The organism is Bacillus sp. 7705b, from assembly GCF_002289525.1.
Taxonomy (GTDB): domain Bacteria; phylum Bacillota; class Bacilli; order Bacillales; family Bacillaceae; genus Bacillus; species Bacillus halotolerans.
Genome location: NZ_NSDH01000032.1, coordinates 1 through 25,749, shown reverse-complemented (window position 1 = coordinate 25,749; position 25,749 = coordinate 1). Strand labels below are relative to the sequence as shown.

Annotated in this window: 16 protein-coding genes and 3 pseudogenes; 16 read left to right on the top strand and 3 right to left on the bottom strand. The window is 45.0% G+C overall.

Features of this window, described 5'->3' with window-relative positions:
- The 13 genes and pseudogenes from fenA to CJU60_RS12550 all read left to right on the top strand — a co-directional run.
- Window positions 1-3,630 (top strand): annotated as a pseudogene (gene fenA, locus CJU60_RS12610) (fengycin non-ribosomal peptide synthetase FenA); the annotation flags it as partial.
- A gap of 28 nt (window positions 3,631-3,658) precedes the next feature.
- Complete coding sequence (fenB, locus tag CJU60_RS12605; protein ID WP_095713941.1) at window positions 3,659-7,483, top strand: fengycin non-ribosomal peptide synthetase FenB; 3,825 nt, start codon at window positions 3,659-3,661, stop codon at window positions 7,481-7,483.
- Between the two features lie 123 nt (window positions 7,484-7,606).
- Window positions 7,607-7,999 (top strand): DUF1360 domain-containing protein, encoded by a 393-nt coding sequence (locus tag CJU60_RS12600; protein ID WP_010334451.1) that lies wholly within the window; start codon window positions 7,607-7,609, stop codon window positions 7,997-7,999.
- A gap of 144 nt (window positions 8,000-8,143) precedes the next feature.
- Complete coding sequence (locus CJU60_RS12595) at window positions 8,144-9,679, top strand: glycoside hydrolase family 10-like protein (protein ID WP_095713940.1); 1,536 nt, start codon at window positions 8,144-8,146, stop codon at window positions 9,677-9,679.
- A 300-nt stretch (window positions 9,680-9,979) separates the two neighbouring features.
- Window positions 9,980-10,210 (top strand): TetR/AcrR family transcriptional regulator, encoded by a 231-nt coding sequence (locus tag CJU60_RS12590; protein WP_049809933.1) that lies wholly within the window; start codon window positions 9,980-9,982, stop codon window positions 10,208-10,210.
- 79 nt (window positions 10,211-10,289) lie between these two features.
- Entirely contained in the window at window positions 10,290-11,432 is a 1,143-nt protein-coding gene (locus tag CJU60_RS12585) for an acyl-CoA dehydrogenase family protein (RefSeq protein WP_095713939.1), read from the top strand.
- 41 nt (window positions 11,433-11,473) lie between these two features.
- A complete protein-coding gene (locus tag CJU60_RS12580) occupies window positions 11,474-13,123 on the top strand; it encodes an AMP-binding protein (RefSeq protein ID WP_095713938.1) in 1,650 nt (549 codons plus the stop codon).
- A 13-nt stretch (window positions 13,124-13,136) separates the two neighbouring features.
- Window positions 13,137-14,471, top strand: coding sequence for an acetyl-CoA carboxylase biotin carboxylase subunit (locus CJU60_RS12575; protein ID WP_095713937.1), 1,335 nt, complete (start codon window positions 13,137-13,139; stop codon window positions 14,469-14,471).
- 14 nt (window positions 14,472-14,485) lie between these two features.
- Window positions 14,486-14,707: an acetyl-CoA carboxylase biotin carboxyl carrier protein subunit gene (locus CJU60_RS12570; RefSeq protein WP_024121611.1), complete on the top strand. Its 222-nt coding sequence runs from the start codon at window positions 14,486-14,488 to the stop codon at window positions 14,705-14,707.
- A gap of 15 nt (window positions 14,708-14,722) precedes the next feature.
- The gene (gene ldeG, locus CJU60_RS12565; RefSeq protein ID WP_095713936.1) at window positions 14,723-15,625 is read left to right on the top strand and encodes a hydroxymethylglutaryl-CoA lyase; all 903 of its coding nucleotides are present in this window, start codon (window positions 14,723-14,725) and stop codon (window positions 15,623-15,625) included.
- A 16-nt stretch (window positions 15,626-15,641) separates the two neighbouring features.
- Window positions 15,642-16,424, top strand: a complete 783-nt coding sequence (locus tag CJU60_RS12560; protein ID WP_095713935.1) for an enoyl-CoA hydratase — start codon at window positions 15,642-15,644, stop codon at window positions 16,422-16,424.
- A gap of 19 nt (window positions 16,425-16,443) precedes the next feature.
- Window positions 16,444-17,973 carry an acyl-CoA carboxylase subunit beta gene (locus tag CJU60_RS12555; protein WP_095713934.1) on the top strand — a complete coding sequence of 510 codons (1,530 nt, stop codon included), beginning with the start codon at window positions 16,444-16,446 and terminating at the stop codon, window positions 17,971-17,973.
- Between the two features lie 166 nt (window positions 17,974-18,139).
- Window positions 18,140-19,339 carry a DHH family phosphoesterase gene (locus tag CJU60_RS12550; RefSeq protein WP_095713933.1) on the top strand — a complete coding sequence of 400 codons (1,200 nt, stop codon included), beginning with the start codon at window positions 18,140-18,142 and terminating at the stop codon, window positions 19,337-19,339.
- Window positions 19,340-19,386: 47 nt separating this feature from the next.
- Here the strand turns inward: CJU60_RS12550 and uptA are convergent, their stop codons facing one another.
- The 3 genes and pseudogenes from uptA to CJU60_RS12535 all read right to left on the bottom strand — a co-directional run bounded on the left by uptA (window position 19,387) and on the right by CJU60_RS12535 (window position 21,415).
- A complete protein-coding gene (gene uptA, locus CJU60_RS12545) occupies window positions 19,387-19,983 on the bottom strand; it encodes an undecaprenyl phosphate transporter UptA (RefSeq protein ID WP_014113955.1) in 597 nt (198 codons plus the stop codon).
- 73 nt (window positions 19,984-20,056) lie between these two features.
- A pseudogene (gene galU / locus CJU60_RS12540) lies at window positions 20,057-20,950 on the bottom strand (UTP--glucose-1-phosphate uridylyltransferase GalU).
- Between the two features lie 6 nt (window positions 20,951-20,956).
- Window positions 20,957-21,415 carry a GtrA family protein gene (locus CJU60_RS12535; protein WP_095713932.1) on the bottom strand — a complete coding sequence of 153 codons (459 nt, stop codon included), beginning with the start codon at window positions 21,413-21,415 and terminating at the stop codon, window positions 20,957-20,959.
- A gap of 222 nt (window positions 21,416-21,637) precedes the next feature.
- Between CJU60_RS12535 and CJU60_RS12530 the strand changes: the two are divergent.
- From CJU60_RS12530 to xynC, 3 genes and pseudogenes are all read left to right on the top strand, one after another.
- A pseudogene (locus CJU60_RS12530) lies at window positions 21,638-21,787 on the top strand (6-carboxyhexanoate--CoA ligase); the annotation flags it as partial.
- 524 nt (window positions 21,788-22,311) lie between these two features.
- Window positions 22,312-23,850 (top strand): alpha-L-arabinofuranosidase, encoded by a 1,539-nt coding sequence (xynD, locus tag CJU60_RS12525; RefSeq protein ID WP_095713931.1) that lies wholly within the window; start codon window positions 22,312-22,314, stop codon window positions 23,848-23,850.
- 173 nt (window positions 23,851-24,023) lie between these two features.
- A complete protein-coding gene (gene xynC / locus CJU60_RS12520) occupies window positions 24,024-25,295 on the top strand; it encodes a glucuronoarabinoxylan endo-1,4-beta-xylanase XynC (protein ID WP_095713930.1) in 1,272 nt (423 codons plus the stop codon).
- Window positions 25,296-25,749 lie beyond the last annotated feature (454 nt).

Sequence of the window (25,749 nt, the reverse complement as noted above, 5' to 3'; positions counted from 1 at the left end):
GCATTGGAAGCTTACGAACACCAGGATTATCCGTTCGAAGAGCTTGTCGATAAGCTCGGCGTAACAAGGGATATGAGCCGAAATCCAGTGTTTGATGCCATGTTAGTCGTTCAAAATACAGAGCAACAGTCTTTGGAGCTGGATGACATACAACTCCAGCCGGCCGGCGTTTCTCATCATGTTTCTAAGTTTGATATCACATTGCAGGCTTCTGAGGGTGACGAGCAAATTCATTTGCAATTTGAATATTCGACTGCACTTTTTCAAAAAGCAACGATAAAACAATGGACATATCACCTGACAAATTTGCTGAGTCATATTGTCAAAAATCCGAACACACTTCTTAACAATATCGACATTCTGACTCATGAAGAGCGAAACAAACTGCTGAATGAGTTTAACAGCGGGCAAGAAAATGAACATAAAGTGCAAACAATCGATCAGCTGTTTGAAAAACAAGCAACGCTGACTCCGAATGCTCCTGCACTCGTCAGCAAAGAAAACACGCTCACCTATCAGGAACTGGACGAATGGTCCAATGGCATTGCATGGGCCCTGCGAGACCGCGGGGTTAAGCCGGACACACCAGTCGGAATTATGATGCCTCGTTCATTCAGCATGATTGCAGCCATTCTGGGCGTTTGGAAAGCCGGCGGCTGTTATGTCCCGATTGATCCGGAATACCCGGCGGAACGGAAACGCTATATACTCGGCGACAGCCGAACCAAACTGCTCATCACTTTACCTGCTGCGGACCAAGAAGCACTTGAAGATTTTGAAGGTGAGATATTCGCCATAGAGAACGCGGAGACATACGACGGATCACCGCTTCCGCAAGTTTCACGCCCTCAGCATTTGGCTTATATCATTTACACTTCAGGAACGACAGGCCAGCCAAAAGGCGTGATGGTCGAGCATAAAGGAATAGCCAACACCCTGCAGTGGCGGCGAAATGCTTATGCTTTGAATGAGACAGACACAGTCCTTCAGCTCTTTTCTTTTTCGTTTGACGGCTTTTTAACAAGTATGTTCACACCGCTTTTGTCAGGTGCAAAGACAGTGCTGCCTGGTGAAAACGAAGCGAAAGATATTTTGTCCATTAAGCATGATCTATCTCATCATCGGATTACACATATGATTATCGTCCCTGTTTTATATCGGGCACTTTTGGACGTCATACAGCCGGAAGATGCGAAGACGCTTAGAGTAGTCACGCTTGCAGGAGAAGCAGCTGACCGGGAATTGATAGACCGCAGCATGGCAATATGCCCGAATACAGAGCTAGCAAATGAATATGGGCCGACAGAAAACAGTGTGGCAACCACAGCCATGAGACATATGGAACGGCAAAAAAACGTATGCATCGGCCGGCCGATCGACAATACTGAAGTGCTGATTTTAAACGGGGATCAGCTTCAGCCAATCGGCGTTGCCGGCGAGCTTTGTATAGCAGGAACAGGGCTTGCGAGAGGATACGTCAATCTTCCGGAACTGACAGCAAAAACGTTCGTTCAGCACCCATTCCAGCCCGAAAAACGCATGTACCGAACAGGTGACGCAGCCAGATGGATGGCAGACGGTACAATCGAATACTTAGGACGAATGGACGATCAAGTCAAAATCAGAGGCCACCGTGTAGAAACGAAAGAAATTGAATCGGTTATCCGCCGTATAAACGGAGTAAAAGAGGCTGTTGTCCTTGCTCGCGAAACAGCGCCTGCTCAAACCGAATTATGTGCTTATATTGTGGCAGAGCAAGACTTTAATACAGAAATGCTGCGTGCCGAATTAAAAAAACAGCTGCCTTTATATATGATGCCGGCGTTTATTCAAATGCTGGACTCGCTTCCTTTGTCACCAAATGGCAAGCTGGATCGCCGGGCACTTCCAGAACCGGCATTCAATCAAGTACGTACATTTCATGCACCGAACAGCGAGATGGAACAAAAACTGGCAGATATATGGGGTGAAGTGCTCGGTGCAGAGAAAATCGGAATTGATGATTCGTTCTTTGAGCTCGGAGGAGATTCCATTAAAGCGTTACAAGTGTCAGCACGGCTTCATCGAATCGGGAAACAAATGTCGGTTAAAGATTTATTCAGTCATCCGACAATTAAAGAACTGGCAGCTTATATCCGTGATTCCGATACTAGTGCCAGCCAAGCTCCGGTTGAGGGAGAAGTACAGTGGTCACCTGTTCAGAAATGGTTCCTTTCTCAAGATATAAAAGAGAAACACCATTTTAATCAATCTGTTATGCTGCATCAGAGTACCTCCGTTCAAGAAGACGCGCTGCGCAAAACGTTAAAAGCCATCACAATCCACCACGATGCGCTGCGAATGGTGTTCACACAGTCTGAGCAAGGCAAATGGGTTCAATATAATCGGCCGGTCAGTCATTCAGACGACGCGCTGTACAGCCTTCAGATCATCAATCTTAAAGGTTCAGAAGTCAATGAATATGAATCTCTGATTAAACATCATGTACGTGACATTCAGCAGAACATAGATTTGGAAAAAGGGCCGCTATTGCAGGCCGGACTTTTCCGTACAGATGATGGAGACTTTTTGTTCCTAACGGCTCATCACTTCATCGTTGACGGCGTCTCATGGCGTGTCCTGCTGGAGGATTTGGCAACCGGATACCGTCAGGCTGTAAACGGAGAAGACATTGATTTGCCGCCTAAAACAAGCTCTTTCAAAGCATATACGGAAAAACTCGCTGACTATGCTGAAAGCCGTCAGCTTATGAAACAGCTCGCATATTGGCGCGAAGCTGAAGAGTATCAAACAGAAGCACTGCCGTTTGATCAAATGAACGCTCAAACTTTAAATGAGAGAAAACGGGATACAGTTTCATTCTCTCTAAATACAAAAGAGACGGATGCGCTTTTAAAAAGCGTCAACAGTATATATAACACAGATACGCAAGATATGCTGCTGGCTTCCGTGATTCTAGCTTTGCGGGATTGGACAAAACAATCCGCCGTCAAATTGTCATTAGAAAGCCACGGACGCGAGGATGTGTTAGACGGCATAGATGTCAGCCGCACGATTGGATGGTTTACCGCCATTTATCCATTATTCGTCAAACTAGATTCAGACTTGACCGACAAGGATCAAGAAGAATACTTGGTTCATGTGTTAAAAACAACAAAAGATACACTGAGACGCGTTCCGGACAAAGGATTCGGCTACGGTGTACTCAAATATTTGACCCCGCCTGAGAAAACTGACCTTGATTTCACCGGCACGGCGGAAATCAGCTTCAACTATCTGGGTCAATTTGAAAACAGCCGTACAACTGAAGCGCCTGATGAAAACACCTTCTCGTTTTCTCCGCTCGGGACCGGAGAAGATATCAGCACTTCTTGGAACCGTGAGCAAACGCTTGACATCAGTGCGATGGCAGCAGAAGGAAAAATGACAGTCAACATGACGTACGTAACATCCCGTTTCCAGCATAAAACAATCGCACAGCTTTGTGAGAATTGCCATCACTATTTACTGAAGCTGATTGATCACTGTCTGAACAAAACAGAAACAGAAAAAACCATCAGCGATTTTGATGATCATGAACTGACCGAGGACGCACTCCAAGAAATCGCTGATATGCTCAGTTTTCACTAATGAAACCGTATAGAAAGGTGCAGGCGATATGGTTAAAACCAAAAAAATCAAGAACATTTATCCTCTGAGTCATATGCAGGAGGGAATGCTGTTTCATTCCTTCCTCCATAAAGAGGAGGGAGCTTATGTTGAGCAGTCGCTCTTTACGATAAAAGGAAGCCTTAGCTATGAGATGTTTCAGCGCAGTATTCAAGCCATCATCGACCGCCATGATATTTTCAGAACTGTATTTCTGCCGCACGTCCCCAATCTGTCGGGGCCTCGGCAGGTCGTGATGACAGAACGGAAATTCCATTTGCACACTGAGGACATTTCCAGCCTGCAAACGAATGAGCAGAATGATTATATTGAACAGTTTAAGGAGAAAGATAAGAAAAAAGGGTTTGATTTGCAAAAAGACATGCTGATGCGGATTTCTCTGCTCAAAACAGCAGAAAATGAGCATGTCTGTGTCTGGAGCCACCATCACATCTTAATGGACGGCTGGTGTCTCGGAATCATTCTGCAGGAATTTATGCAAATCTATCAATCTATCCATACAGGAAATCACCTTGCTTTGGAGCCTGTTCGTCCCTACAGCACCTATATTTCTTGGCTGACAAAACAAGACAAAGAAACGGCAGCAGACTACTGGCGTGCTTATCTGAAAAACTACAGCACCCCCTCACAGCTGCCTCGGGTGACGGACAGAGAAGCAAAAGAAGGGTATTACCGTGAAGAATTAATTTTCACTCTAAATCAAAAGCTGACGGACAAGCTGAAAGAGACCGCCAAACAAACAGGCGTCACGCTTGCCACCTTTATTCAAACGGTCTGGGGTGTCATGCTCCAGCGCTACAACCGAACGGACGATGTCGTTTTTGGCGCGGTCGTTTCAGGCAGACCATCTGAAATTCCGGGTGTTGAGTCAATGATCGGATTGTTTATCAATACAGTTCCGGTTCGTGTTAAAACAGGCAAAGAAGAAACGTTTGCAGAACTGCTCAGCCGCTGTCAACAAGATATGCTGGACGCTGAGCCGTTTACCTGCCATCCTTTATTCGATATTCAGGCAAACACCGCCTTAAAACAGGAACTGATTGACCACATTATTGTCTTTGAAAATTATCCGTTACAGCAAAAAATGGCTGACTCAGCTGATCAGATTGATTCACCTCTGCAAATAGACAATGTAAAAGTGTCTGAACAGTCAGGATACAATTTCAACCTTGTCGTTGCTCCCGGTGATGAACTCGTCATCAAGTTCAGCTATAATGCGCACGTGTATGATGCTGCCTGGATGACCTGCATCCAAAGACAGCTGTCACAAGCGTTACAAGCTGCTGCAGATCACCCTGACATTCCCGTTGCAGACTTTTCCTTTCTTGATCCGAAAGAAAAAGAGCAGATTTTAACACAATGTAATGACACTTCGACGGAGTATCCGAAAAACAAATCAGTGATAGATATATTCCGCGAACAGGCAGTAAAAACACCGGATCAAACAGCTCTGGTTTACGGAAATAGGTCCATTTCGTATCGTGAACTCGATCAAAAATCGGATGCACTGGCCAGAACATTGTATGAAAACGGGCTGCGCCGGAACGGAACAGCCGGTATTTTGTCTGGTCATTCTCCTGAATTCATCATTAGTGTACTGGCTGTTTTAAAAACAGGGGGGACATACCTTCCTCTTGACGCGGAGCTTCCGCCTGAACGTATCAGCTATATGCTCGACGAAACAAAAGCCGCTATGCTGATTGTTCAAAAAGGACTGGAGCCAAACACAGCGTTTGCTGGAACCTTCATTTCTGCAGATGCAAAGGCGATGATTGAAGAACATACGAAACCTTTGGAAATCGTCACTGGCCCGGATGATCTCGCGTACATCATGTATACTTCCGGTTCGACAGGCCGGCCTAAAGGCGTCATGATTACCAATCGCAATGTCGTGTCCCTTGTTTGCAACAGCAATTACACATCAGCTTCTGTAAATGACCGGTTTATCCTGACAGGGTCCATCAGCTTTGACGCCGTCACCTTTGAAATGTTTGGAGCGCTTTTAAAAGGAGCAACTCTGCATATCATTGATAAATCAACAATGCTGACACCAGATCGTTTTGGCGCGTATTTAATTGAAAACAACATCACAGTGCTGTTTTTGACAACCGCTCTTTTTAATCAGCTGGCACAAGCTCAGGCTGACATGTTTCGCAGGCTTCATACGCTATATGTCGGGGGCGAAGCGCTGTCACCTGAGCTTATAAACGCTGTCAGGCGCGCGTGTCCGAAGCTTTCGCTTTATAATATCTATGGACCGACAGAAAACACGACGTTCTCAACCTTTTTTGAGATTAAAAGAGACTACGCCACTCCCATCCCGATCGGGAAACCGATCAGCAATTGTACCGCTTTCATCTTAGATGCAAAAGGATGTCTCTTGCCAATAGGCGTTCCCGGAGAGCTATGTGTCGGCGGTGACGGGGTGGCAAAAGGCTATTTAAACAGAGATGATGTAACAGCTGCCGTTTTTTCTTCTGATCCTTTCATACCTGGAGAAAGAATATACCGTACCGGTGATTTGGCGCGGTGGCTGCCTGATGGGAACCTAGAATATATCAGCCGGATTGACAGACAGATTAAAATTCGCGGAAAACGGATTGAGCCCGCTGAAATTGAAGCGCGGATGTTAGAAATCGAAGGGGTACGTGAAGCGGCAGTTACTTTGCTGGAAACAGATGGAGAGGTGCAGCTATACATGCATTATGTTAGTGATGAAAGCAGAAACGAAAAGGAAATTCGCGCTGCATTAGCACGAGTGCTTCCTGACTACATGATTCCGCAGCGCTGGGTTCGAGTTGACCGTATGCCGCTTACCGGAAACGGAAAAATCAATCGCAGCGCACTCCCTGTTCCAGAAAACGAGTCTGAAAATCGTCAGGACCTCACACCGCCCAGAAACTGGGTCGAACAGGAATTGGCGCAAATTTGGAAAAGCGTACTCGGCGTTAAAACGATCGGAATACATGATGATTTCTTCGGTCTTGGCGGACATTCACTAAAAGCGCTTCAAGTGATACACATGCTTAAACATCATCAGCATATTGATATACCGATTGATGTCTTATTCGAAAATCCGACGATCGCCCAGCTTGCGGAAAAGCTTTATTCTAATCAGCTGTCAGCGGCCGGTGAACAGCATGTGATCCAACTGAACCAGCAAGGCGGAAAAAACCTGTTCTGCTTCCCGCCGATTTCAGGCTTCGGGATTTATTTTAAAGACCTGGCATTGCAGCTGAATCACAAAGCAGCCGTGTATGGCTTTCATTTTATTGAGGAAGACAGCCGCATTGAACAATACGTCAGCCGCATTACCGAAATACAGCCAGAAGGGCCGTACGTTCTATTAGGCTACTCCGCGGGCGGAAACTTGGCTTTTGAGGTCGTACAGGCTATGGAGCAGAAAGGACTAGAAGTCAGTGACTTCATTATCGTAGACGCCTACAAAAAGGATCAGTCTATAACAGCAGATACCGAAAACGACGACTCAGCCGCATACCTGCCAGAAGCAGTCAGAGAAACAGTGATGCAGAAAAAAAGGTGCTATCAGGAATATTGGGCTCAGTTAATAAATGAAGGCCGTATCAAGTCAAACATTCATTTCATTGAAGCTGGCATTCAAACCGAAACGAGCGGGGCTATGGTATTACAGAAATGGCAAGACGCCGCTGAGGAAGGCTATGCCGAATACACCGGGTACGGCGCGCACAAAGACATGCTGGAAGGTGAATTTGCTGAAAAGAATGCAAATATTATCCTCGATATTTTAGACAAGATCAATTCAGATCAAAAAGTGCTGCCAAATAAGCATTAAACAAATACTTGCCGGACAGAAGCGTATCTCTGTCCGGTTTTCTTTTTGCAAGAGAGTCGCGCATAAGAATGGATGCAAAAAAGCGGGGAATGATAACATCATCCTTTTTCTTGGAGGCTTGTCATGGAACATCTTTCTTGGCTTACTTTTTTTATGCTGATACTGGCGAGTTACAGGCTGACACACTTAATTGTATTCGACAAAATTACTGAATTCATCCGAAAACCTTTTATGAAAAAGAAAAGAACCGTTGATGCAAACGGGCATGTGAATGAAAAAAACGTGCCGGCCTCAAACTTTGGCTATATGTTAAATTGCTACTGGTGCGCGGGCGTTTGGTGTGCCATCCTGATCGGGCTTGGCTATCTTTTTTTACCTGATATCGCTGTTCCGGTGATTTTCATATTATCGATCGCAGGCGCACAGGCCATTCTTGAATCAGCTGTCGGCGTCGGCGTAAAACTCGTAGACGTGTTAAAAAGTGTCCAAATTCTCATAAATGATAAAAAGTCCTAAAGCAGGGTAAAGAGGCTTCGGGACTTTTTTACGTTCAGCCGGTTATAAATCCGGTTTCTTCAATCCGATTAAGCACCCTTTTACAGCCCGGGAATACCGTAATAACGAATAGTGAAAGCGATGTAATGGGGGAGAAGAAACAGAATGAAGGGTTGTCAAAAGCCGATTGTACGTATTCTTGTCAGCTTGCTCATCGGAACGTTAATCATATCCGTTCCGTATCTGGCCAAAGCACAAACGGACAGGGAACTGAGAGCCGTATGGATTGCATCCGTACTAAACCTTGATTGGCCGTCAAAAAAAGGCTTATCGATTGAAGCGCAAAAACAGGAGTATCTCAGCCTGCTGGATGACGTTCAGTCAATGGGAATGAATGCCGTCATCGTTCAAATTAAGCCGACGGCCGATGCCTTTTATCCGTCCGCTTACGGGCCTTGGTCTGAATATTTGACTGGGGTTCAAGGAAAAGACCCAGGTTATGATCCGCTCGCTTTTATGATTGAAGAAGCCCATAAACGAAATCTTGAATTTCACGCTTGGGTTAATCCTTACCGTATTACGATGAACCATACAGATCTCAATAAATTGTCTGATGATCACCCGGCAAGAAAGCATCCAGACTGGGTCGTGGCTTACGGAAAGCAGCTTTATTATAATCCCGGCATTCCTGAAGCGAGGGATTTTATCATCGAAGGCATTGAAGAAGTCGTAAAGCATTATGACGTTGATGCCGTTCATATGGATGATTATTTTTACCCTTATAAAATAGCCGGACAGGAATTTCCTGATACCGTACAGTATGAACAATACGGGAAAGACACGTTTCCCGTTATTGATGACTGGCGAAGAGATAATGTAAACCAGCTTGTCAGCCAAATCAATCAAACAATCAAAGCTGAAAAACCATATGTCAAATTCGGCATCAGTCCATTCGGTGTATGGAGAAACGCAGAAGACGACCCAACCGGATCGAATACCAAAGCAGGTGTCAGAAATTATGACGACCTTTATGCAGATACGAGACACTGGATCCAGCAAGGCGACATCGACTATATTGCCCCGCAAATTTACTGGAGCATCGGCTTCAACGCAGCCGCATATGACGTGCTGGCTGATTGGTGGAGCAACGAGGTCAAAAACAGACCCGTTCATTTATACATCGGGCAGGCAGCTTATAAAATCAATAACAATTTTGACCCGCCATGGTCCGACCCTGAAGAATACGCCAGACAAATCAACCTCAACCGTCAGCTGGAGCTGGTGAAAGGAAGCATGCATTTCAGCCTCAAAGACCTCAATAAAAATCCGCTCGGCATCAAAGACAGACTCATCACCGACCTGTACAGCAAGCCTGCATTGGTACCCGAAATGCCTTGGCTCGACAGCAAAGCGCCGAAAAAACCGAAACTGACCAAAGTAACCGCAGACGATAACGGAAACCTCCTGCACATACAAGACCACTCATCAAATCGAAAAACAAAGGAAACAGCCTATTATGCGATATACAGGGCTGAAGGAAAACAGGAGCAAACATTGCTGGCCACAGCAAGAAAAACAAACGACAAGCAAACCTTCCTGGATGACACGGCAGAACCAAATAAAACATATACGTATTATGTCACGTCCGCAGACCGGCTTCATAACGAAAGCAAGGCCTCGAAAAGAAAAATAAAACAATAGCCCGCAGAGACGGCTGTTTACTAGCCGTCTTTTTCAACAAATTGCGTTTTTATGAATGAGACAAGAAACGTATTGCCGGTGCTGAATTATCTGTATTGGAAACTGAGCATTTCGTATTAAAAAAGATCGAAGAGGCACACTTGCAAAATATATTTTCAATCTATGAACATGACGAAGTATTTAAAAACTGCGGCATCATTCCTAAACATAAGATAAAGACAGTACATAAAATGATTAGCCATTTTGAACGAGATTATCAGAAAAAAGTGGGGGATTTATGAGAAGTATCAAGGGACTACAATGACGTTAAAATCAGTTGCCGAACAAGCAAATGTCACGCAAGGAACCGTTTATTATCATTTTCGCACAAAAGAGAACCTGATGCTGGAGGTGGTTCGTCATGTGTGCGACAGTTCATGGGCAAACGTAAAGAACAATCAGCGTCCGCCAACCGAAAAGCTAAAATCAGCAAAAGCCCGAACGAAGGAAAATGCTTATTATCACCGGTTAATTTTAACGCTGACGTTTTAATTTTCAGACTTCTTTTGTCAGGGAATGATTCCTGAATTCACTTAATAGGATGTTACAAAGATGTGAAGGAGGAAACCAAGTGAATTTTGAGCTGACAAAAGAACAGCAAATGGTTCGTGAAATGGTAAAGGATTTTGCAAAGAGAGAAATTGCTCCTCACGCAGAACATGTAGATCAAACGGGTGAATTCCCGATACAAACGTTTCAAAAAATGGGTGATCTCGGACTGATGGGCATCCCCTTTCCTGAGGAATATGGAGGATCAGGCGGAGATACGATTTCCTATGCCTTAGCTGTTGAAGAAATCGGCAAAGCATGCGGCAGTACAGGATTAAGCTATGCAGCTGCAGTTTCACTCGGTGCAAGCCCTCTATATTACTTCGGGACAGAAGAACAAAAACGGGACCATTTGATTCCTCTGGCTTCCGGAAAAGCACTCGGATCATTCGGCCTGACAGAACCAAATGCCGGCTCTGATGCAGGAGGCACGCAAACGAAAGCGGTGATAGATGGTGATGAATATGTGATTAACGGCGAAAAATGCTGGATCACAAATGCCAGCTATGCACGTACGGTGATTGTGACGGCAGTGACAGGCAAAAATGAGAGCGGAAATAATATCATCTCCGCATTAATTGTTCCGACAGACACACCCGGCCTTACCATAACGAGCCCGTACGATAAAATGGGCGTGCGCGGATCAAATACAGCGGAAATTTTGCTTGAGGATGTCCGTGTACCCGCAAGTTACCTGCTCGGCGACCCTTCAAAAGGATTTAAACAGTTTCTTCATACCCTGGATGGCGGACGCATTTCAATTGCCGCTCTTGCAGTCGGCATTGCCCAAGCGGCACTTGAAGCCTCCTTAGCCTATGCGAAAGAACGAAAGCAGTTCGGACAGCCGATCTCTTCCTTTCAGGCCATTCAGTTTAAACTTGCCGACATGGCGATGGAAATCGATCTTGCCCGGCAAATGGTATTAAAAGCTGCCTGGCTGAAAGATCATAAGCGCCCGTTTACGAAAGAAGCGGCTTATGCCAAGCTGTTTGCCTCTGAAATGGCAACAAGGGCATGCAACCAAGCGATTCAAATCCATGGCGGTTCCGGCTACATGAGAGAATATGCGGTTGAACGGATGCTGCGGGATGCAAAATTGATGGAAATTGGAGAAGGCACATCAGAAATTCAGCGTATCGTGATCGCCAGACAGCTTCTAAAATAAAATGTAAACGCTTTCTGATCTCGTGAAAGGAGGACCGACACATGTCTGAACTCATCCATTGCACAATCGGCAGGCTGCTGGAACAAACGGCAGCAGCCTATCCTGATCAAGAAGCGGTTGTCTATCCCGACCGGAATCTCCGCTATACGTACGCGCAATTCAACAGGCTGTGCCGCCAAACCGCTAAAGGGCTCATGGGGATGGGAATTAGAAAGGGAGACCACGTGGCCATATGGGCCTCGAATATACCGGAATGGCTTGCTGCTCAATTCGCCACCGCAAAAATCGGGGCTGTGCTCGTTACCGTAAATACAAATTACCAATCCCAAGAGCTTGATTACTTGCTGAGACAATCAGATGCGGATGCACTTATCGTCATGGATTCATATCGCGGCACTTCTTATACAGAGATCCTGAACAGCTTAATTCCCGAGCTGAAGGAAGCAGAGCCCGGGCAGCTGCAATCAGAACGCTATCCGTGTTTAAAAACATTGATTTATATCGGTGAAAAACGTTTACCTGGTATGTATCATTGGGACGATACAGAGATGTTGGCACAAACAGTGTCAGATGCCGAGCTGGAAGCAAGAATGAGCAGCCTTGAAAAAGATGATGTCATTAACATGCAATACACGTCAGGAACGACAGGATTTCCTAAAGGAGTGATGCTGACTCATTTTAATGTCATCAACAACGCCGCAAATATCGCTGAATGTATGAAATTAACCTCATCTGACCGCATGTGCATTCCGGTTCCGTTTTTCCATTGCTTCGGCTGCGTGCTTGGCGTTTTGGCATGTGTGTCCGTCGGAGCAGCCATGGTACCTGTTGTAGAATTTGAACCTGCTACAGTCCTTACAACGGTTGAAAACGAGACATGCACAGCACTGCACGGTGTACCGACGATGTTTATCGCGGAGCTTCATCTTCAAGATTTTGATTCTTATGATCTGTCATCGTTGCGAACAGGCATCATGGCAGGATCATCCTGTCCGAGTGAGGTGATGAAAGCTGTCATTGAAAAAATGGGCATGACAGACATCACAATCGCCTACGGACAAACGGAAGCTTCGCCGGTGATCACACAAACAAGAGCTAATGATTCCTTCCAAAGAAGAGTGGAAACAACCGGCCGAGCCTTGCCAGAGGTCGAAGTGAAAATTGTGGAGCCCGGCACGTTTAATGAGGTTCAAAGAGGCGTACAGGGAGAGCTTTGCACCCGCGGCTATCATGTGATGAAGGGCTATTATAAAGACGAAGAAGCTACCCAAAAGGCAATCACCCCAGAAGGATGGCTATTTACCGGTGATCTCGCTGTGATGGATGAAGACGGATACTGCCGCGTCAACGGGAGATTAAAAGACATGCTCATCAGAGGCGGTGAAAACGTTTATCCGAGAGAAATAGAAGAATTTTTATACCGTCATCCTAATATTTTAGATGTACAGGTAGTTGGTGTGCCTGACGAAAAATACGGGGAGGAGGCAGCTGCCTGGATTAAGCTGAAAGAGGGAAAAACAGCTTCACCCGAAGAGCTGAAAACCTATTGCAAAGGGAAAATCGCCCGCCACAAAATTCCGCGTTATTTCATCTTTACAGACGAGTATCCTATGACGGCCTCAGGCAAAATTCAAAAATACAAGCTGCGTGAAAAAACGATTCAGCTGTTTCACTTACCATCAAGTCAATGAGGGGTGATTTCATTTGTTTACAAAAGTGCTGATTGCCAATCGCGGAGAAATCGCAATGAGAATCATACGTACGTGCAGCCGCCTTGGGATCAAAACGGCAGCGGTATATTCTGAAGCAGACAGAGATGCGCTCCATACAAAGGCAGCAACAGAGGCTTATTATATCGGAGAATCGAGAGTCAGTGAGAGCTATTTAAATATTGAGAGAATCATAGAGGCGGCGAAAAAGGCAAATGCCGACGCCATCCATCCTGGATATGGATTATTGTCTGAAAACAGCCGTTTCGCGCAACGCTGCAAAGAAGAAAACATTGTATTTATCGGTCCTTCACCCGCTGTGATTGCCAAAATGGGAAGTAAAATTGAAGCACGAAAGGCAATGGAGGAGGCAGGTGTTCCTGTAGTGCCGGGTGTTTCCGAATCCCTTGGAGATATTCAGGCAGCCTGCCTCGCCGCGAGTGAAATCGGCTACCCCGTTATGCTGAAAGCTTCAGCAGGGGGAGGAGGCATCGGAATGCAGCTCGTTCCTGACGAAGAAGCATTGATAAAGGCGTATGAAGGAAACAAAAAGCGAGCAGCAGATTTTTTCGGAGACGGGTCCATGTATATAGAAAAGGTGATTGAACACGCCCGCCACATCGAAATTCAAATTCTTGCCGATCACCACGGGCATGCCGTGCATCTGTTTGAACGTGATTGTTCTGTCCAGAGGCGCCACCAAAAGGTCATTGAAGAAGCCCCATCTCCATTTGTTGATGATGAGCTGAGAATGAAGATAGGAGAAACGGCAGTGAAAGCAGCCAAAGCGATTGGCTATGCCAATGCGGGAACGATCGAATTTTTAGTCGATGAAAATAAAAACTTTTATTTTCTGGAAATGAATACGAGATTGCAGGTAGAACATCCCGTGACTGAAGAAATTACAGGTTTAGATTTAGTTGAGCAGCAATTAAGGGTTGCGGAGGGACAGACTCTCAGATTCGCTCAGCAGGACATAAAACGAAACGGGCATGCCATAGAGGTCAGAATATATGCGGAAGATCCGAAAACCTTCTATCCGTCACCGGGAACAATCACCGCTTTTTCTCTCCCGGAACAATATGGAGTCCGACACGAATGTGCAGTAACAACAGGGAGCGCAGTTACGCCTTTTTACGATCCGATGATCGCCAAAATGATCGTCAAAGGCCAAAACAGAGAGGAAGCGATTGAGAGGCTAAAGGAGGCGCTCCGTGACTATCGGATAGAAGGGATCAAAACGAATATTCCGCTTCTCTTACAGGCTGCTTCATCAGAAGCATTCAAAAAAGGAGACGTCACAACTGATTTTTTGAAAAACAACTTATAAAGGAGGCAGCTGTCATGACGATACACATTCAAATGGCAGGGAACCTGTGGAAGGTGCATGTCAAAGCCGGAGACCACGTTGAAAAAGGCCAGGAAGTCGCCATTTTAGAATCAATGAAAATGGAAATCCCGATTGTTGCAGAGAGAAGCGGAACAGTCAAAGAAGTGAAAAAAAAGGAAGGTGATTTCGTGAATGAAGGTGATGTGCTGCTCGAACTGAACGATCCAACTCAATAATCGGGGAGGCTTACCATGTCCTATCCTAAAAAAGTCATGTTAAGAGAAGTCGGTCCGCGGGACGGCTTGCAAAACGAACCGGTGTGGCTTGCAACAGAAGACAAAATCGCTTGGATCAACCAGCTTTCCCAGACAGGACTCTCCTATATCGAAATAACATCCTTCGTTCATCCAAAATGGATTCCCGCGCTTCGAGATGCTCTAGATGTGGCAAAAGGCATCAGCCGGGTAAAAGGCATCACGTACGCAGCACTTGTCCCTAATCAAATGGGACTGGAGAATGCGCTGGAAGGGGGTATTGACGAAGCTTCTGTCTTTATGTCCGCAAGCGAAACACACAACGTAAAAAACATCAACAAATCCACTGCTGACACTCTCCAAGTTCTCAAACAAGTAACAGACGACGCAAAAAAAGCAAATCTTACAGTAAGAGCCTATCTCTCCACAGTTTTCGGCTGTCCGTATGAAAAACATGTACCGATCGAACAAGTGATTCGCCTGGCAGAATCTTTATTTGAATTCGGAATTTCTGAACTATCGCTTGGAGATACGATCGGCGCGGCAAATCCTGTACAGGTTGAAATCGTACTTGAAGCGCTTTTGAAACGATTCCCGGCAAGCCAGCTCGCACTCCACTTTCATGATACAAGGGGAACGGCTCTCGCCAACATTCTCACCGCTCTGCAAATGGGCATCACCACATTTGACGGCTCAACGGGCGGGCTTGGCGGCTGCCCATATGCTCCAGGTTCATCGGGAAATGCTGCGACAGAAGATATCGTGTATATGCTTGATCAAATGGGAATCGAAACAAACGTAAAGCTCGCCAAGTTACTTCCAGCAGCCAAATGGATCGAGGAGAAAATCGGGAAACATCTTCCGAGCCGAAATTTACAGGTGTATAAATCATCTTTATAAAAGAAAGGAAATACCAATGGGAGAATCTATTCTTTTCACTGCAAAAACAGAACACATTGCTGTTATCACCCTTAACAGGCCCCATGCGGCAAATGCCCTTTCGGCAGAAATACTTAGAGACCTGCAATCCATTCTCCAAGAAATCGAATTCAACAAGAAAATCCGCTGCGTCATCCTGACAGGCGCCGGTGAAAAAGCGTTCTGTGCGGGAGCAGACTTGAAAGAAAGAATAAAAATGAAACAAGATCAGGTTCTCAAAAGTGTATCCTTCATTCACAGAACCGCTGCTTTACTCGAAGCCTTGCCGCAGCCGGTGATAGCAGCCATAAACGGAAGTGCTTTAGGAGGCGGGCTTGAATTGGCATTGGCATGCGACATCCGAATAGCAGCCGAGAACGCTACGTTAGGCCTTCCGGAAACGGCTTTAGCTATTATCCCAGGCGCAGGAGGGACACAAAGACTTCCACGTCTGATCGGCAGAGGAAAAGCAAAAGAACTCATTTATACAGGCAGACGCATAACCGCACATGAAGCCAAAGAGATAAACCTTGTAGAGCATGTTACGGCTTCTTGTGAGCTTATGGCGAAAGCAGGGGAACTGGCAGAAGCCATTTCAGCTAACGGACCAATTGCCGTCCGCCAGGCTAAATTCGCGATCAATAAAGGATTGGAAACAAACCTTGCAACGGGATTATCAATTGAACAAAAAGCATATGAACACACGATCCCGACAAAGGACAGGACAGAGGGACTTCAAGCCTTTCAAGAAAAAAGACGTGCCGTATACACGGGAGAATAAAGATCGGAGGGAATGCCTTATGGATTATGAAAAAGAACGAACAGAACGGGCGGAAAGGATACAAAAAGGCGGAGCGGAGAAGTATCATCGCAGCAACCAAGAAAAAGGCAAGCTCTTTGTTAGAGAGCGGCTTGCCCTTTTATTTGATGATGACATCGAGCTTGAGGACGCTTTTTTTGCAGAATGTATGTCAGACGGGCTTCCCGCCGACGGAGTCGTAACCGCCATTGGTAAAATCGGCGGCCAAACCGTCTGCGCCATGGCAAATGATTCTACAGTGAAAGCAGGCTCCTGGGGAGCAAAAACAGTCGAAAAAATCATCAGAATACAAGAAACAGCAGAAAAATTAAACTGTCCGCTCATTTATTTAGTCGATTCGGCAGGCGCCAGAATCACCGACCAGATCAATGTATTTCCGGGCAGAAGAGGCGCAGGGAGAATTTTTTACAATCAGGTCAAATTGTCAGGGCGCATTCCCCAAATCTGCCTTCTATTCGGCCCGTCCGCAGCTGGGGGTGCGTATATTCCTGCCTTCTGCGATATTGTCGTCATGGTAGACGGTAACGCATCCATGTATTTAGGCTCGCCGCGGATGGCAGAAATGGTGATCGGTGAAAAGGTGTCACTTGAAGAGATGGGAGGCGCCCGCATGCATTGTTCAGTTTCCGGCTGCGGAGATATTCTCGCAGAAACTGAACAAGAAGCCGTTCACTTGGCACGCTCATATTTATCTTACTTTCCGGCAAATTATAAAGAAAAAGCGCCTGTACAAGAAAAACGGCCGCCAAAGCCCTTTGACATACCGCTTTCCGACGTTATTCCGCAAAACCAAAATGCACCTTTTAATATGTTTGAGCTGATCGATCGTGTAATAGATGAAGGCTCTTTTTTTGAAATCAAAGCTTTATTCGCACCGGAAATCATTACAGGTCTTGCGAGGATTCACGGACAGCCTGTCGGAATTATCGCGAATCAGCCAAAAGTAAAAGGCGGTGTCTTATTCCACGATTCAGCGGACAAAGCCGCTAAATTTATCACATTATGCGACGCCTTTCATATTCCTTTGCTGTTCTTAGCGGACATTCCCGGCTTTATGATCGGCACAAAGGTAGAACAGGCCGGAATTATCCGCCATGGAGCCAAAATGATTTCAGCGATGTCAGAAGCAACCGTCCCCAAGCTTTCTGTGATCGTGAGAAAAGCCTATGGAGCGGGGTTATATGCTATGGCCGGACCGGCTTTCGAACCGGATTGCTGCATAGCGCTTCCAACCGCACAAATCGCCGTAATGGGCCCTGAAGCAGCCGTAAACGCTGTCTATGCCAAAAAAATCTCCGAGCTGCCGAAAGAAGAGAGGGCTCAATTTATCAGCAGCAAACGCGAGGAGTACAAAGAGGACATCAATATATACCGCTTGGCTTCAGAGATGATCATTGACGCGGTAATCCCAGCCAATTCATTGCGCGAGGAATTGCACAAACGGCTTATGGCGTACATGACAAAGGAAGTGACATTCACCAATCGAAAACATCCGGTCTATCCAGTTTAAAAGGAAGTACCAGGAGCGTGATAAGCGCTCTTTTTATTATTTTAAATAATTTTATTATGTAAACTAATCAACTGTGCATAAAACCCTCTGTTTTTTACAATAGTAAATAAAGGCTGCCGCACACCTATAGCGGCAATCTCCAGTATGATAAAAAGGGGCCTTTATTATGTACCATTTATATTCACATAACGACTTGGACGGAGTAGGCTGCGGGATCGTTGCGAAATTGGCTTTCGGGAAAGAAGTTGAGGTCCGTTATAACTCTGTCAACGGCTTAAATGCTCAAGTCCAATACTTCTTAGAAAAAGCAAAAGAGAGCAGCAGACACGATGCCTTATTTATCACGGATCTTGCTGTCAATGAAGAAAATGAAAAGAGGCTGAACGAGTATGTCCATGCGGGCGGAAAAGTGAAACTGATTGACCACCATAAAACAGCCCTTCATTTGAATGAGCATGAGTGGGGATTTGTCCAGGTGGAATACGATGACGGACGTCTTGCATCGGCCACATCTCTTTTATACGACTATCTTGTCCAAAATGATCTGATGAAGCCGACAAACGCCTTAGATCAATTTACAGAGCTCATCCGCCAATACGACACTTGGGAATGGGAGCAGTACGATCAAAAACAGGCAAAGCGGCTCAATGACCTTTTCTTTTTGCTTTCAATCGATGAATTTGAACAAAAAATGATTCAGCGGCTTTCTGCCCATGACGAATTCTTCTTTGATGAATTTGAAGTGAAACTGCTTGATTTAGAAGAAGAGAAAATCGAGCGCTACCTTCGCAGGAAAAAAAGAGAAATGGTGCAAACCTTTGTTCACGAACACTGTGTAGGTATCGTTCACGCAGAATCGTACCATTCTGAACTCGGAAACAGACTTGGAAAAGACAATCCGCATCTTGATTACATTGCCATTTTAAGCATGGGATCAAAACGAGCCAGCTTGCGCACCATTCATGATTACATTGATGTTTCAGAAGTAGCAGGCCGGTACGGAGGCGGTGGGCATGCGAAGGCTTCAGGCTGTTCCATAACGGACGAAGTATACGATTTGTTTGTAGCTGAAGCATTCCGAATGGAACCGGTCCGCCCGGATGCATTCCGTAATTTCTATAATCTGAAAGGGTCGGCAAACGGCTCATTATACGAAAATCGCGAACAAATGAGATTCTTCCTGTTTCCTTCGGACAACGCATGGAACATTCAAATTAACGGGGAGACACAGGACGAAACCTTCGCGGCTTTTGAGGAAGCAGAATGGTTTATTAAAAGGAATTACGCGGCATCTCTTGTACGGGATGAAGTGTTTGTCGCATTTTTAGCGGAACATATGAAGCTTTCAAATCATCATCGAAAATAACAAAAAAATATGCATAGGGGAGAGTCCTCCCTATGCATATCCATTAGCTATCGTTTAAAAATGGCTGTGCGTTTTTTTATGACAAAATAAAGTGCAATGACCACTATAGCCAGTATCATAATCGGTGTTGTATAAGTGCCCGCAATGTTCTCAACGTCATCCCACTGGCTTCCGAGCTGAATGCCTAAATAAACAAACAGGATAGACCACGGAATGATAGCAAGTACAGTCAGTACCACAAATTTGAGAAACGGCATTTTGGCAATGCCTGCGGGAATTGATATCGCATGTCTGACAACCGGTATAAAACGTGCCGAGAAGACAACCCCCGTACCGTACTTTTGAAACCAGTTTTCTGACATGTCAATGTGATGCTTTTTAATCAATAAGTACTTCCCGTATTTGTCCAAAAACGGCCTGCCGCCATAGCGTCCGATCCAATAAATAAAGATCTGGGCAATGGTGCCCCCGATAACCCCCGCAATGATGGCGCCGATAAATCCAATCGTGCCTTCCGATACCATATAGCCGCCATAGGCCAATACAATTTCACTCGGTATGATTTCGATCATCAAACCAATTGCAATGCCCGCATATCCCATATTCGTCAGCCAAGTTAAAATTTCGCTTATCAAACTGCCCACATTCTTCACAACCTGTCCTTATCTTTTTCACTATTATATGACTGATTGACGAGCAAGATGGTTACAAATTTTTTTATCGCAGCACTTCTTTTGTTTCCCGTTTGAGCACTTCTTCTAAATAAGCTAAAAGCTGAGATCTCATTTCAGGACGCATTAAGCCGATTTCGGTGCTTGCTTTAAAACAGCCCAATTTATCGCCAATGTCATATCGTTTTCCTTCCAGAAGCCGCGCATGAATAGGCTGGGTACGGCAAACCTCACGAAGTGCATCTGTTAATTGAATCTCATTGCCTGCGCCTCTCCCGATCGACTTCAAAACAGGGAAGATAGAAGGATTCAGTACATATCGTCCCATCACTGCAGTTTCGGAAGGGGCTTCTTCCGGAGACGGTTTTTCAACTAAATCGTTCACTTCATACACATGGCCTTGAGAGCCTGATGTCTGAATAATGCCATATTTGCTGACATCCTCAGGGAGAACAGACTGTACGCCGACAACCTCTGTGCCATAATCGGCGTATACATCCATTAATTGCCGAAGAGCCGGCTTTTCAGACACCATAATATCATCGCCTAATAGAACGGCAAAAGACTCATCTCCGATAAAATGCTCCGCACACAGCACCGCATGACCTAAGCCGAGCGGTTCTTTCTGGCGGATATAATGAATATTGGCCAAATCGGCAATCTGCTGTATTTCCTTAAGCGTCTCCGTCTTGCCTTTTTCCCGCAGATTGAATTCCAATTCCGCCGACCGGTCAAAATGATCTTCAATCGAGCGTTTGTTTCTCCCTGTAATAATCAGTATATCCTCAATTCCTGACTCTACAGCCTCTTCTACAATGTATTAAATTGCTGGTTTGTCGACGATCGGGAGCATTTCTTTCGGCTGCGCCTTTGTCGCCGGCAGAAATCTCGTTCCTAAACCCGCTGCGGGAATGACCGCTTTTCTCACTTTTTTTCTCATTCATCTTCACTCCTGATCCTGTATGTTTTTCAGCAAATCTCCAAATACCCAGATTCGGTTTCCTATAAAATTCATCATCATTCCGCCGATAGTGGCGGCGAGCTTACTCACCAAAAGCGAACAGCCGCCTTTTTGAAACAAATAAAGCAGCAAAAAGGTGATCCCCGACGCGGCAATATTAATCATGAGAAAGCGCACGATCTCTTTTCCGTCAGCCTTACGTTTTACACGAAACGTCCAATTCCGGTTCCACACATAGCTGTTGATGATACCTGCCGAATAGGAGCAGATCTGTGCTAGCAGATAAGGGACATGACAAGCGGTGAGAAGAAAGAAGACACCAAAATCTATCAGCGTATTGCCGACGCCCACGGTGCAAAAACGGCCTAATGTTTTTATTTTTTCTCTCAACATAACGGCACCCGGTTTTGACCTCCCTTCATAAAAAATGCAGATGGCTGTCACATTTGTTGATATGGATTACTTTAGAGGACAGTGTTGAATAAACAATTACTAAAATATGAACAAAACATGAAAAAATAATGAGGCCTTGCAGATTCATCAAGTTAATAGTTTGATCGTGCAGGTTGACATATTTTACGAGGAACACTAATATCCTGCACAAGTGTTAACCTTTAATGAGTTTAGTTAACATTCATTCTCAAGGTTAGAAAGGAGGGGAATATGATGCAGGAAGAAACATATTACAGCGTCAGAATGAGAGCTTTCCAGGACGCCCCCTATGAACAAGGCGGAGAACGGGTCATCACTTACAGCGGTTTACAGGAAGGGGTGAATGGCTTATTACATAAAGGCTTCTCGCACTCGAGAGGGACAGCGACAAAGCAAAAGGCATCACAGGTCAGGCCGTAGTTATGGACGGCGGGTATACCGCAATAGTTCTTGTACTCTAAAAAAAACAGCCGCTCTGAACGGCTGTTTTTTTGCGCCTGAAAACCTTTTAAGACTGATTTTCCCACCTTATATATTCAATGAATAAATGTATCCAGTTTCTTTGTAAAACCGAACAATAATTCCTCCGAAAGTATTCTATACACATTTATTATAATCATGCTAGGATGTTAGATAAAGGGATATTTTGTATAATATTGCATCTCTATTCAATGTGATCGGAGGGAACTCTTGAAAAATCCTGCCTTTTTATTTCCTGCCAGCAGCATGCATCGGCAAGCTGTGGTACGTGTCATCAGGATGGCGGAGGAAAAGGGGGGGCTAAATATACTTATTTGAATGTCAGTGCGCTTTTCACAGTTCGATGATATGATCGGCATCCGATTTATGTGTCCTTCATGACCTGTGTGATCACCCCCCATTTTTAGAAAAAAGGAGGATGTTAAGTCATGAGTAAAAAGTGTAGCGTATGTTTATGGGTTCTTGCTTTATTATTGAGTTGCTTATTTGGGGAGTCTGCGTATGCAGCCAGTACTACAATTGCAAAACATGCAGGGAATTCAAACCCCCTTATAGACCATCATTTGGGAGCAGATCCGTTTGCGCTGACCTATAACGGAAGAGTCTACATCTATATGTCAAGTGATGACTATGAATATAATAGCAACGGAACGATTAAGGATAACTCATTTGCCAATTTGAATAGAGTATTCGTCATCTCTTCAGCGGATATGGTGAACTGGACAGACCACGGAGCCATTCCGGTAGCAGGTGCCAACGGGGCTAATGGCGGCCGGGGGATTGCGAAATGGGCAGGTGCGTCCTGGGCCCCGTCAGTCGCAGTTAAAAAGATAAATGGTAAGGATAAATTCTTCCTTTATTTCGCAAACAGCGGCGGAGGTATCGGGGTTCTCACCGCAGACAGCCCGATTGGCCCATGGACCGACCCAATCGGAAAAGCGCTCGTAACGCCAAGTACGCCAGGAATGTCCGGTGTTGTATGGCTTTTTGATCCGGCAGTATTTGTAGATGATGACGGCACCGGTTACCTGTATGCCGGGGGAGGCGTTCCTGGCGGTTCAAATCCAACGCAGGGACAATGGGCCAATCCTAAAACAGCAAGAGTCATGAAATTGGGGCCTGATATGACCAGTGTTGTTGGAAGTGCAGCTACAATTGATGCGCCTTTTATGTTTGAAGATTCGGGAATGCATAAGCATAACGGAAAATATTACTATTCCTATTGCATCAATTTCGGGGGCACGCACCCGGCCGATAAACCCCCAGGTGAGATCGGCTATATGACCAGCTCAAGTCCCATGGGTCCCTTTACATATAGAGGGCACTTCCTGAAAAATCCGGGAGCATTTTTCGGAGGTGGCGGAAACAACCACCATGCTGTTTTCAATTTAAAAAATGAGTGGTATGTGGTGTACCATGCTCAAACTGTCAGTTCCGCTCTGTTCGGGGCCGGCAAAGGATACCGTTCTCCCCATATTAATAAGCTGGCGCATAATGCAGATGGATCCATTCAAGAGGTTGCGGCAAATTATGCAGGCGTAACACAGCTTTCCAATTTGAATCCATTTAATCGGGTAGAAGCTGAAACGTTTGCCTGGAATGGACGCATTTTGACCGAGAAATCTTCAGCAACCAGCGGGCCGGTAAATAATCAAAATGTAACAAGCATTCATAACGGAGACTGGATTGCTGTAGGAAATGCAGACTTCGGGGCGGGCGGTGCCAGAACGTTTAAAGCAAATGTAGCATCCACTATAGGCGGGAAAATAGAAGTGCGTCTAGACAGTGCAAACGGTAAGCTTGCAGGAACCCTGAATGTACCTTCCACAGGCGGAGCGCAAACCTGGAGAGAAATAGAAACTGCGGTAAGCGGTGCAACCGGTGTACACAAAGTTTTCTTTGTATTTACCGGAACAGGTACAGGAAACTTGTTTAATTTTGATTACTGGCAGTTTACGCAAAGATAGCACCGTAATGGCTCCGCTTAAGAAACGAGAAGGGTGCAGAACTGACCAACGCCGGAGCAGCCCCCATTATGGATATAAGGAAAAGTTTGATATACAACCTTTTGTTTGCAATATAAAAGAAGACAGATCAGATTCTTCTAATACCGTAAAAGACATATGAAGGAGAGGAAAAAATGATTTCAAGCGTAAAAAAAACAATTTGTGTATTATTGGTATGTTTCACTATGCTGTCAGTCATGTTAGCCGGGCCAGGTGCTACTGAAGTTTTAGCAGCAAGTGATGTAACAATTAATTTATCTGCAGAAAAACAAGTGATCCGCGGTTTTGGAGGCATGAACCACCCGGCTTGGATTGGAGATTTGACAGCAGCTCAAAGAGAAACCGCTTTTGGCAATGGACAGAATCAGTTAGGTTTTTCAATCTTAAGAATTCATGTGGATGAAAATAGAAATAATTGGTACAGAGAAGTGGAGACTGCAAAGAGTGCGATCAAACATGGAGCAATCGTTTTTGCTTCTCCCTGGAATCCTCCAAGCGATATGGTTGAGACTTTCAATCGTAATGGTGACACATCAGCTAAACGGCTAAGATACGATAAGTACGCCGCATACGCGCAGCATCTTAACGATTTTGTTACCTACATGAAGAATAATGGCGTGAATCTTTATGCGATTTCTGTTCAAAACGAGCCTGATTATGCGCACGAATGGACGTGGTGGACTCCGCAAGAAATACTTCGTTTCATGAGAGAAAATGCCGGTTCCATTAATGCACGTGTCATTGCACCAGAATCTTTTCAGTACTTTAAAAATATATCGGACCCCATTTTGAACGATCCACAGGCGCTTAGGAATATGGATATTCTCGGAACTCACCTGTACGGTACTCAGGTCAGTCAGTTTCCTTATCCTCTATTCAAACAAAAAGGAGCAGGGAAAGAGCTATGGATGACGGAAGTATACTATCCAAACAGTGACAACAATTCAGCGGATCGCTGGCCCGAGGCATTAGGCGTTTCAGAGCATATTCACCATTCAATGGTGGAGGGAGATTTTCAATCTTATGTTTGGTGGTACATCCGCAGATCTTACGGTCCTATGAAAGAGGACGGTACGATCAGCAAACGCGGTTACAATATGGCTCATTTCTCGAAGTTTGTGCGTCCCGGCTATGTAAGGGTAGATGCAACGAAAAATCCTAATGCGAACGTTTACGTGTCAGCCTATAAAGGTGACAACAAGGTCGTTATTGTTGCCATTAACAAAAGCAATACAGGGGTCAACCAAAACTTTGTGTTGCAGAATGGATCTGCTTCTCAGGTATCTAGGTGGATAACAAGCGGAAGCAGCAATCTTCAACCTGGAACGAATCTCAATGTAACGGGCAATCATTTTTGGGCCCATCTTCCAGCTCAAAGCGTGACAACATTTGTCGCAAATCGTTAAGGGGACCTCAGGCAAGCGGGCCCGCGGACATGTTTTGCCAAAAATCCATATAGCAAAACCAGAGAAGAGGAATAAACTAGAGGAAGAAATTATATATTTAATTTGATGGGTTTTTTTGAATTTTTGGTAATACGATTCTGTTTCTGAAAATGACAGAGTTGTATTACCCTTTATTATTTGGGAAAGTAAAAGTAGATCCATTCTGAACGACCGATGCACTATCACTGAGATATTATGAATATTTATAGAAGGGTATTGTAGAACCTTGTCGAAATTTTATAGAAAAATCTTGTTAAAAGAGATGTGCACATGTATTCGCTCATTAACATGAAAAGAAGCAGCAAGTTTGGAAATAATTAATGGGAATTATATAGTCCTTAACTAAAAAGGAATGTTCGCTTGTTCAGTGATCTAGAATACGATTTTTGGGTTCTTGTTGAAACAGACCCTAAAA